This window comes from Oligoflexus sp., assembly GCF_035638955.1.
GTDB lineage: Bacteria > Bdellovibrionota_B > Oligoflexia > Oligoflexales > Oligoflexaceae > Oligoflexus.
Genome location: NZ_DASQYZ010000069.1, coordinates 21,181 through 29,861, shown reverse-complemented (window position 1 = coordinate 29,861; position 8,681 = coordinate 21,181). Strand labels below are relative to the sequence as shown.

The following is an 8,681-nucleotide window of genomic DNA, read 5'->3' as shown; positions in this document are numbered from 1 at the left end:
GCATGATCTGACCTTTCAGGACCCTTTTGCCAGCGATAGCCGCCTTGGTGATATCCTTAAGTACACTGTCACAAAAAGCTGCCAGGAATAAGACGACAGGCATCTTTGGATTTGTCGAGTCATAGGAATAAGGGCGATAGGAGATATAAGGAAAAATTAGCTGCTTCCGTTGTACCTTGCTCAGCTGCATATTCCCAAATCTGGACTTTTCGCTCGATTGCGCTCGATCATGCAGGGCCCCGGAAAGAATGCCTGTAAATTCAGCAGGCCCCTGAACGCCAAGGCTTTCATGGAAGGGCTTACTTTGAAATTTCTCAATGGTTTTGACAGCTAGCTCAATTTTTGTAGGCATTATTTCTGGAGTCCTGCTCTATTGCACAAGCGCCATGTTAATTTTTTTCTCGCATCGCTCCCAGCCATTCGCAATTCCTGCAAATGACGCATGGCCATCAAGATCACTTGATCGGCAGCCAAAATTTTATCCATCGCGAATTTTCGGCAGATCACAGTGTAAACCACGATCACGAAGAACCATGACAATTCACAGCGAGCATTTCGCCCAAAGCTTTGTCAGCTGTAGAACCCTCGCCGTGGCCAGGAGTATCTAGATATCGAGGAAATCGTGGAACTTGCAGCACGAGAAGCATGGGTACATTTTCTGCTATAAGCGGAACGCGACCATGTCTGCCCCTGAACTCTGTCGCAGCGCTGCTTGGGGAGCCATGGCTCAACTCAAAACTCCCTTGGCATTTTCAACCAAATCTCATTTGGGCCTGGTGTGTACCATGAGTTCGTACGGGTGGGTGAATTGGATCTCACCATTTTCCAGGCAAGGCGCCCAGTGGGAATCCTGATGAAAAAAAGTAGAGCCCAACTCTGAAGCTGATGATAAAGGACGGGTGTATCGCATGAAGTATTTAGGAGCTGTCGGTCTGATCATTTTGATCGCGGGAACAGGTTGCAGGGAATTCGTGAATTACATCAATCCGGAGAAAAAGGAAATCTCTTTGCGGAACAAGCTGAAAGATCACGCTTTCTTAAGAAATTCCTGCTCGATCGATCAGAATCTCACTTTCAACCCTATAGGACGACTGAATGTGAGGCAACTGGGCAATACGCTTCGTGCCATCACCGGATACACAGACAATTTTACATCGGAATTTCCCGAGGATCCCATCGGAGGGGGCTTCGATAACAATCTTTCCGCCCTGGGGATGGACGCCCTCCTCCTGAATAAGCTCGCACTCACAGGGGAGAATGTCGCCTCCCGTCTTGCTCGGTCCAAAGAACAGGGGGGACTTATGACCTGCGTCCCAACTCCTGACCAGGTTTCCACCTGCGCCGCTTCCATCCTTCATCCCTTTATGGAAAAGGCCTTCCGAAGGCCGCCCGCTAGCGACGAAAAGGCTCGAATCCTGCAGGTCGTGACGGCCTCGACCTCAGCTGGTGATACATTCGCAGAGGGATTGACCTCGGCTTTTGAAGCCATCCTCCTCTCCCCACATTTCATTTACCGCATCGAACTGGATCCAAACCCTGCTGTTGCGGAAACCAGAAACCTCGACAGTTATGAAATCGCCTCACGTCTTTCCTATATGATATGGAATGGTCCGCCGGACACGGCGTTGATGAGCGATGCCGCCAGTGGAAACTTGCAGAATGAGGCCGCACTCCTGCAACAATTCAACCGGATGATAGCGGACCCGAAAGCGGAACAGTTCGTGGAGAGTTTCGTTTCCCATTGGCTGGAATACCATCATTACCTCGATACGCTTCAGCCCAATTCCACGATCTTCCCGGCATGGAAAAACTCTGTGAAAGATCTTTTCAAAACCGAAACGAAGCTGTTCTTCCAGGATCTCATGAACAACAATCTGCCGACTCGAAACCTCCTGGATGCTCCTTTTACTTATGTTAACAACGCTCTTGCATCCCATTACGGGCTTCCTGCTGTGGACGGAAGCAATTTCGTCAAAGTCAATACAGCCCCTTCGTTGCGCAGGGGCATCCTCGGACAGGGCTCTTTTCTGCTCGCCGCTAACTCGGATCGGACCTCACCTGTGAAACGGGGAAGGCTTGTTCAAATGGCACTTCTTTGCACGAAAATTCCAGATCCGCCACCCAATGTGGAAACGGATTTCCCGCCGCCTTCACCCGGTTCCTCCATGCGTGAAACCCTGGCCGCGCACCGGCAGAATCCGGTTTGTGCAGGCTGCCACGACCTATTAGATCCTCCTGGTCTGGCCTTTGAGAATTTCAATGCAATCGGCGAATACAGGACGCAGGATGAGGGCGGAAATCCCATCGATGCTTCAGGACAGATGCCGGGTGGAGGTGCTTTTACGAATGCGGCCGAGCTTGCTCCTCTTCTGGGCCCGCAGGAGGAATTTCGAAGATGCTTTGTGGAGAAGCTTTTCACATATTCGGTTAACCATGTCCTGAACGACGCTGAACGGTGTGAGGTGAATCAGGCTGCTGACGCGATGGTCGGCCTGGACAAGGATAACATCAAGGGCGCTCTCGAAAGGATTATCCTCAGCACACCTTTCCGTAAACGCAAATCCGAGGGAACACCATGAAGAATTGGGAAATCAACAGAAGGCATCTGTTACGGGCGAGCGCTACGGGCATGGGAAATCTCATGATCGGCCTTCCACTGCTCGAAGCGATGCTGCCCTCCATGGAGCGAGCCTATGCGGCGGGTTCTGAAGCAAAGCCTGTGCGCTTCGCCGGAATCTTCATGCCGAATGGCCATCACATGCAGAACTGGAACCAGACCACGGTGGGCACGAATTCAAGCCATACCCTGAGCCCGATGATCGCCTCGCTAGCTCCCTTCAAGAACCAGATGAGCATCTTCAAAGGTCTCGATTGCATTCCAGGTTTCGCTCCACCCAACCCATTGCCCGGGGATCACGGCCGAACACCCGTGGCCACATGGTGTGGGCATGTCCCGTACCGAACTGCGAACCCGGCCCAAATCAATGCGGGCGGACCATCCATTGATCAGCGATTTGCCCAGGCTTTCGGCGCCTTGACGCGAAAAGCCTCGATTCAGATGTGCACAACCAACGCCGCAGGGGACTCGGATAGCTACGCACCTCTGTATCAGAAGTGTTCATGGGCGAATGCGACGACGGGAATGCCTAAAATCCTGGATCCACGCGATGTTTTCGATCAGCTTTTTGGGGGAATGGCCGTGCCGACCTCCGGTAACGGCGATTCAGCTCTTGCTAAAATCAGAAGACGCAAACAGAGCGTCCTTGATTTTGTCATGCAGGATGCAAAGGCACTGAAAAGTAAAGTGGGTCTAACCGATAAGCAAAGGATGGATCAGTATCTCGAAGGAATCTACGAGATGGAAGCAAACCTGAACAAGGAGATTACTGCGCCGCAATGCACGGTTCCCTCGCGTCCTGCGAGCGGACCGACCGGATCGGACGGAGTTTATCTGCGTCTGGACACGCATATGAAATTGTTCTTCGACCTTGCCGTCCTCGCGATGCAGTGTGATGCCTCCCGTATCTTCATGTTCATGTTCGATGGAGAAGGATCGAATCGTTCCCTCACCCGTGAACTTGGGTTTCCCGGCGAATGGCACGGAACCTTCTCTCATCACTCCGTCTCCATCATGGACAACGGGACCTACAACACGGCTGGAGCGACCCCTCAGCAGGTCACGAATCTGAACCGTTTTGGGGAAATTAACCGATTCTGCTACGATCAGATCGCCTACTTCTACAGGAAGCTCAAAGAGACGCCTGAAGGGAGTGGAACGCTATTCGATAATTTCATCGGATTGAGCGTTTCCGGTCTGGCTGACGGAAATTCGCATTCTCACAACAATCTGCCCGTTATCGTGGCCGGAGGAGGAGGGGGTACACTCAATCACAAAGGCGGCCAATGCGTCAACTACCCGAGCTCCAACCCAAAGGACTGGAACCATAAATACGAAGCCTCACCCGCACCTGTGCGTTTGACAAACCTCTTCGTGACGCTTGCGCAAAAGATCGGACAGGCTACGCTTCCGACCATCAAGGGCTCGATGCCGAACCACGCGGCGATTCGTTCCGCGACGGAAGCCCTGGCGTCCATGAGCTCGTTCGGTGACAGCAATGGTCGACTGACCGCATTGGATTAAATCAAGAAGGAACGATATGATGTCCACAAAAAATATGAAAACCATGCTTCTCCTGGCTGCATGCAGCCTCTCCTGCTCAAAAAGCTCAAACTCGCGCGGCCAGGTTGAAAAGGTGCTTCCCTCGGGCACTGATGAAGCCGTGGACGCAGATGGTATCGATACCACAGGTGGAGACCCGGTCCCGGATGCGACAGCTCCGGTCACCCCGAACGAAATGTGTACGATGAGCTCTTCACCCGAAATGTTCAGCAATCCTGGTACGCCTCGGGAAATCCCTGTCCCTTTTACTTTCCAATTCATGGAAGGGCCCGTGTGGCTGGAAAATTCCCAGGCTCTCCTTGTGTCGGCATGGAACTTCAGCGACCCCACCTACGGCAAGGGTCCTCCGACGACGATTCTAAAATTTGAAAATAATGCCTGGAGTATCTGGAGTGACAAGGGAATATTTGGCAGCAACGGTCTGGCTGTCGATCGGGATAATAAAGTCATCGCCGCTCTGCATGACCGTCAGGAGCTGGCTCAGATTTCAGCTGATGGAACCCGTGCATCTTTGGGAGGCTCGTACCTTGGTGAAAATTTCAACTCACCCAACGATCTTACCGTGCGAAGTGATGGCACTATTTACTTTACGGACCCCAACTATCAGCGCGACGGCCGTCCAGGACGAGGTTCGGTCACGGGGGTCTACGCATTGACCCCGGAGCGAGTGGTGGTTCCCGTCGATTTAAATCTGAAGCAACCAAACGGTATCGCGTTGAGCCCTGACGAGACCGTGCTTTATGCCGGCGGGGGAGATGGAAAGATTTTCCGTTACCTGATTGAAACCGATGGCAATACCAAACCAGACGGAATTTTGGCGACGCCCGGTTTTAATGTGGACGGGATGGCCGTCGACTGCGCCGGCAATGTCTATGCGGCTATTCCTCGTGAGCAGGCCGTTTACGTTTATGCTCCGACAGGCGTGCTGCTCAGCAAGATCACAGGTTTCGGATACAACACAACCAATGTCGCTTTAGGCGGCAGAGATAAAAACATCATGTTTGTCACGACCGCTGGCCACGTATTTGAAATGCAACTCGGGACGCCCATATCTCCTACTGGGAGTCGATGACGGACGCGAGCAGTGGATGGTTTTTCGAGACGCGCCGACCAAATCTCTTTGTGCATTGGCAACAAGGAATGTGGCACGGGTATCAGTAAAAGATTAGATCGGTGGAAGCCGGATGAGCCGAGAGGTTCCCGTCCGGTTTTAAGAGGGGTTCTGGATGAAACGCCAGGGTCTACTCACCCTTATATCAAGATCAAAGGCCAGTGGAAATACCTCTACCGGGCAGTCGACCAGGAAGGCAATACAGTCGACTATTTGCTACCGGCAAAGCGCGACCGGAAAGCCGCACAACGCTTTCTCTCCAGGGCTGTCAAGTTAAATGACGAACCCATAAAAATCACCATCGACAAAAGCGGAGCCAACGCCGCCGGCATTCAGGCCCATAATGAGGGCGAAGGCACCGATATCGAAATTCGTCAGAACAAATATTTGAACAATGTTATCGAGCAGGACCATAGGCCCATCAAGCAGCTATGCAGAGCCACGTTAGGTTTCAAGAGGTTTCGAACGGCAAAGATTACAATTGGCGGTTTTGAGTCGATGAGGATCATTCGAAAACGACAGCTCGAAGCAGAGGGTGATACCTCCGCTGAGATCTTCTATTCCGTCGCTGCATGATCGTTCGCGAATCCGTGCTTCCCCTCGCTCAGCTTCTGCAAACGCAACACAACCGCTGGGTGATCTCGCACGTGCCAGCGTTTTCCGCAGGGGCGAAGATCAGGGACCCTGCTTTCTCATCACCCCTTGCATGGGCGTTCCAATTGCTGACGCCATGCGGTCCAAACTGCCATCTTTAGCCGTTTCAAAGGACCGGGTTGGCGGTTATTATCAGGGTGATGGATTCGCCGACGATGTCTATCCACTACGTGCAACCGAACTCGACATCCGTAGCACCTGGTTCTGGCTTGGATGGATCAATGAGCCAGCTCAGCTTCTGTCGCAGGACACCGGGTCAAACCTGAGTTGTGAATACTTTTGTGGAATTATGCCTAATTTTCATCGCACCTTCTCCACGTTGCGTACGTCGCTCGAACGTGGCTACCGCGCGGATCTGAAACCGGCATTAGTGAAAAATCTGGAAGCACCAGCGGGATCGGGCCTCCGCTTCTTTTCCAACAAGAAGCGCCTGCCAGGATTGATCTTTCAAGTCGGCACTGATCATAAGTTTGTCCAGTAAAACTTCTTTGATCGAACGACCGGCGTAGGCGTCCTGTTCGATGAGGCGCGCAAAATAAGGGGATGGGACATTGTCGATCACGCCGCCGGGGAGGATCGAGAGAATGCCTTCATTGATGGATTCCAGAATACTCTTGGTAGCCAGACGCCCAGTTTCAGCCTGTTCCCGGGCCACTTCCGCCTCGGCTTTCTTCTTATCGGCATAATTAATGAAGTATTTGGACAGGCGGTCGAAGAGATAAGACAGAAAGTAAACAAAGAGCAGGCCCGTAATATACTGATAGTAATGCAGGTGATCCCAGGTCTGGACGTAATAATAGGACGCAAGCGCCATGAGTGCGACTGATGTTGGTAAGGCTGATGCGGTTCCAAACGAAAACATGGACCCGATGATGAACACATAACCCCAAAAAAAGCCGGCGGAGTGCTGACCTCCGGTTTGATCGGTGATGAAATAGAAAAACACCAGGGCCGTGATCATTCGGATCAGACGGGCGGGTTTGACTTTGCCTTGATCGTTGAGTCGGATCGCGAGCAGCATGATGGCAATGCAGCCCATCGAAAATAAAGCCAGCATGGGTTTTTTGAGAAAGACATGGGCAGAGAAGCCCTGCACGCCAAATCCTGAGATAGCGCACCAGGTGAACACGCGTGCCATACCCACCCGCCCCCTATATTCAGCAGGAAAATTCTCAGCCAGGAAATACGACTGGACGCGGCGTGGAATTTGCACGAGAGATCTCCTTATGCGCGCCAGCATTATGGGATGAATGGGATAGGATCAAAAATAGTAGCGGCCACCGAGGGAAATATCGATGATAAAGGCCGAATCATCGACAATGACCAGAGCCGGCCCGAGTTCGCCGAAGACCTGGATGGGAACTTTGCGGAAATGGTAGGAAACGCCGACGGGCACCCGCACGCCGATCTCGCTTTCATTATCTCCGTTGCGACGTTCATGCTGATAAAAGCGTCCGCCCACTCCAAAATAGAGATCGATGGGAATACGGTCGATCACCACAATGTTGGGGCGGTACCAAAGATGATCCAGATTCAAACGCAAATGGGAACTGCCCCAGCCGAGGCCGGCGGAGAGACTCTTTTGCTTCTCGTAATAATAGTTGGCACTCAGGCCGGTAGGATCGATCAGCACGATACCCAAACCGAAAGGGCCAGCCGCGTGGGCAAGTTTTGAGGCACACAAATTCAGCAGCAAGGCCAGCAGGAATTTACGCAACATGTCGACTCTCTTTATTTTTTAACATCAAATCCAAAAACCTTCCAGCCAGTTGCCTACGGGATCAATATCATAGGCATTGGCGAGTTCAACCAGACGCGAGATACTGGAGATGTCATCCAAATCAATGGGCTCTTCCAGGACAGTATCCAGGCGCTGATAACGCGGCCCCAGATAGTTTTGCATTTTATAGTCAACAGCGCTTTTGGCCGCAGCATCGAGTATCATATCGATCAGATCGGCTTTGAACCAATCCATCCAACCCAAATTATTTTTGGAAGTGGTCAGCACCTTCTTCCCACGCGTTGTTCCCAGGGAGAGGACGACCACCTTGTCCCACTGCGCGCCGCCGTGATCGTCGCGTACGGCTTCACTGAAAGCGGTGTCGCTCGGATTGTTGGCCCAGAAACCACCGTCGATATACTTGGTGGCGAAACCTTCGACCTCGGTGGGATTCACTGGGAAATAAACCGGAGCGGCGCTGCTGCTCATCACCGCGTCCACCAGCGTGGCATTGCGCAGAGGCGAATTTTTGAAATTGTTGAACGAGACCGTTTGCCAGATGCCGGATTTGTGTCGGGCATCAAAACTCGGGATCACCAGGGTCTTGCGCGCATCCGCGAGTTTTTTGTCACCGAAGTACTGGGTGAAGAAGCGGCGCCGGCCCTGACCGTACTTGCTGCGGTGCATATAGGCGATGTCATCGATCACCCCGGGATAGACGGTGCGCTCAAAGATATCGGGGCCGTCTTTCTCGAAAAAATCCACGATCTGACTCGCCGACCAGCCACAGGAAAGTGCAGCAGCTATGATCGCGCCACCACTCACGCCGGCGATCATATCGACCTTATCCATGATTCGAAATTGATCCTGCAGACGGAACAGGAGCTGTGCCGAGTAAATGGAACGCAATCCACCACCATCCAGAGCCAGGATCTTGTAATACATGCCAACGGCCTCCACACTCTTAACTCTCTGCAGCATCGAGCAAAGAACAGATACTTTGGCTTTTATTCAAG

8 protein-coding genes are annotated in these 8,681 nt (G+C 52.3%); 4 read left to right on the top strand and 4 right to left on the bottom strand.

Features of this window, described 5'->3' with window-relative positions:
- A partial coding sequence (locus VE954_RS06890; protein WP_324951022.1) for a hypothetical protein occupies positions 1 to 352 on the bottom strand: 352 nt, incomplete at its 3' end.
- 556 nt (positions 353 to 908) lie between these two features.
- Between VE954_RS06890 and VE954_RS06885 the strand changes: the two genes are divergently transcribed.
- The 4 genes from VE954_RS06885 to VE954_RS06870 are packed head-to-tail and all read left to right on the top strand — an operon-like array spanning position 909 to position 5,867.
- Complete coding sequence (locus VE954_RS06885; protein ID WP_324951020.1) at positions 909 to 2,579, top strand: DUF1592 domain-containing protein; 1,671 nt, start codon at positions 909 to 911, stop codon at positions 2,577 to 2,579.
- Positions 2,576 to 4,141 (top strand): DUF1552 domain-containing protein, encoded by a 1,566-nt coding sequence (locus tag VE954_RS06880; protein WP_324951017.1) that lies wholly within the window; start codon positions 2,576 to 2,578, stop codon positions 4,139 to 4,141. The genes VE954_RS06885 and VE954_RS06880 overlap by 4 nt, the downstream gene beginning before the upstream one ends.
- 16 nt (positions 4,142 to 4,157) lie before the next feature.
- Positions 4,158 to 5,252, top strand: a complete 1,095-nt coding sequence (locus VE954_RS06875; RefSeq protein WP_324951015.1) for an SMP-30/gluconolactonase/LRE family protein — start codon at positions 4,158 to 4,160, stop codon at positions 5,250 to 5,252.
- Positions 5,253 to 5,264: 12 nt separating this feature from the next.
- Positions 5,265 to 5,867 (top strand): IS6 family transposase, encoded by a 603-nt coding sequence (locus tag VE954_RS06870; RefSeq protein WP_324951013.1) that lies wholly within the window; start codon positions 5,265 to 5,267, stop codon positions 5,865 to 5,867.
- 445 nt (positions 5,868 to 6,312) lie between these two features.
- Here the strand turns inward: VE954_RS06870 and VE954_RS06865 are convergent, their stop codons facing one another.
- The 3 genes from VE954_RS06865 to VE954_RS06855 are packed head-to-tail and all read right to left on the bottom strand — an operon-like array spanning position 6,313 to position 8,610.
- Positions 6,313 to 7,158, bottom strand: coding sequence for a hypothetical protein (locus tag VE954_RS06865; protein WP_324951011.1), 846 nt, complete (start codon positions 7,156 to 7,158; stop codon positions 6,313 to 6,315).
- A 48-nt stretch (positions 7,159 to 7,206) separates the two neighbouring features.
- The gene (locus tag VE954_RS06860; protein WP_324951009.1) at positions 7,207 to 7,665 is read right to left on the bottom strand and encodes a hypothetical protein; all 459 of its coding nucleotides are present in this window, start codon (positions 7,663 to 7,665) and stop codon (positions 7,207 to 7,209) included.
- 24 nt (positions 7,666 to 7,689) lie between these two features.
- Positions 7,690 to 8,610, bottom strand: a complete 921-nt coding sequence (locus tag VE954_RS06855; protein WP_324951007.1) for a patatin-like phospholipase family protein — start codon at positions 8,608 to 8,610, stop codon at positions 7,690 to 7,692.
- Positions 8,611 to 8,681 lie beyond the last annotated feature (71 nt).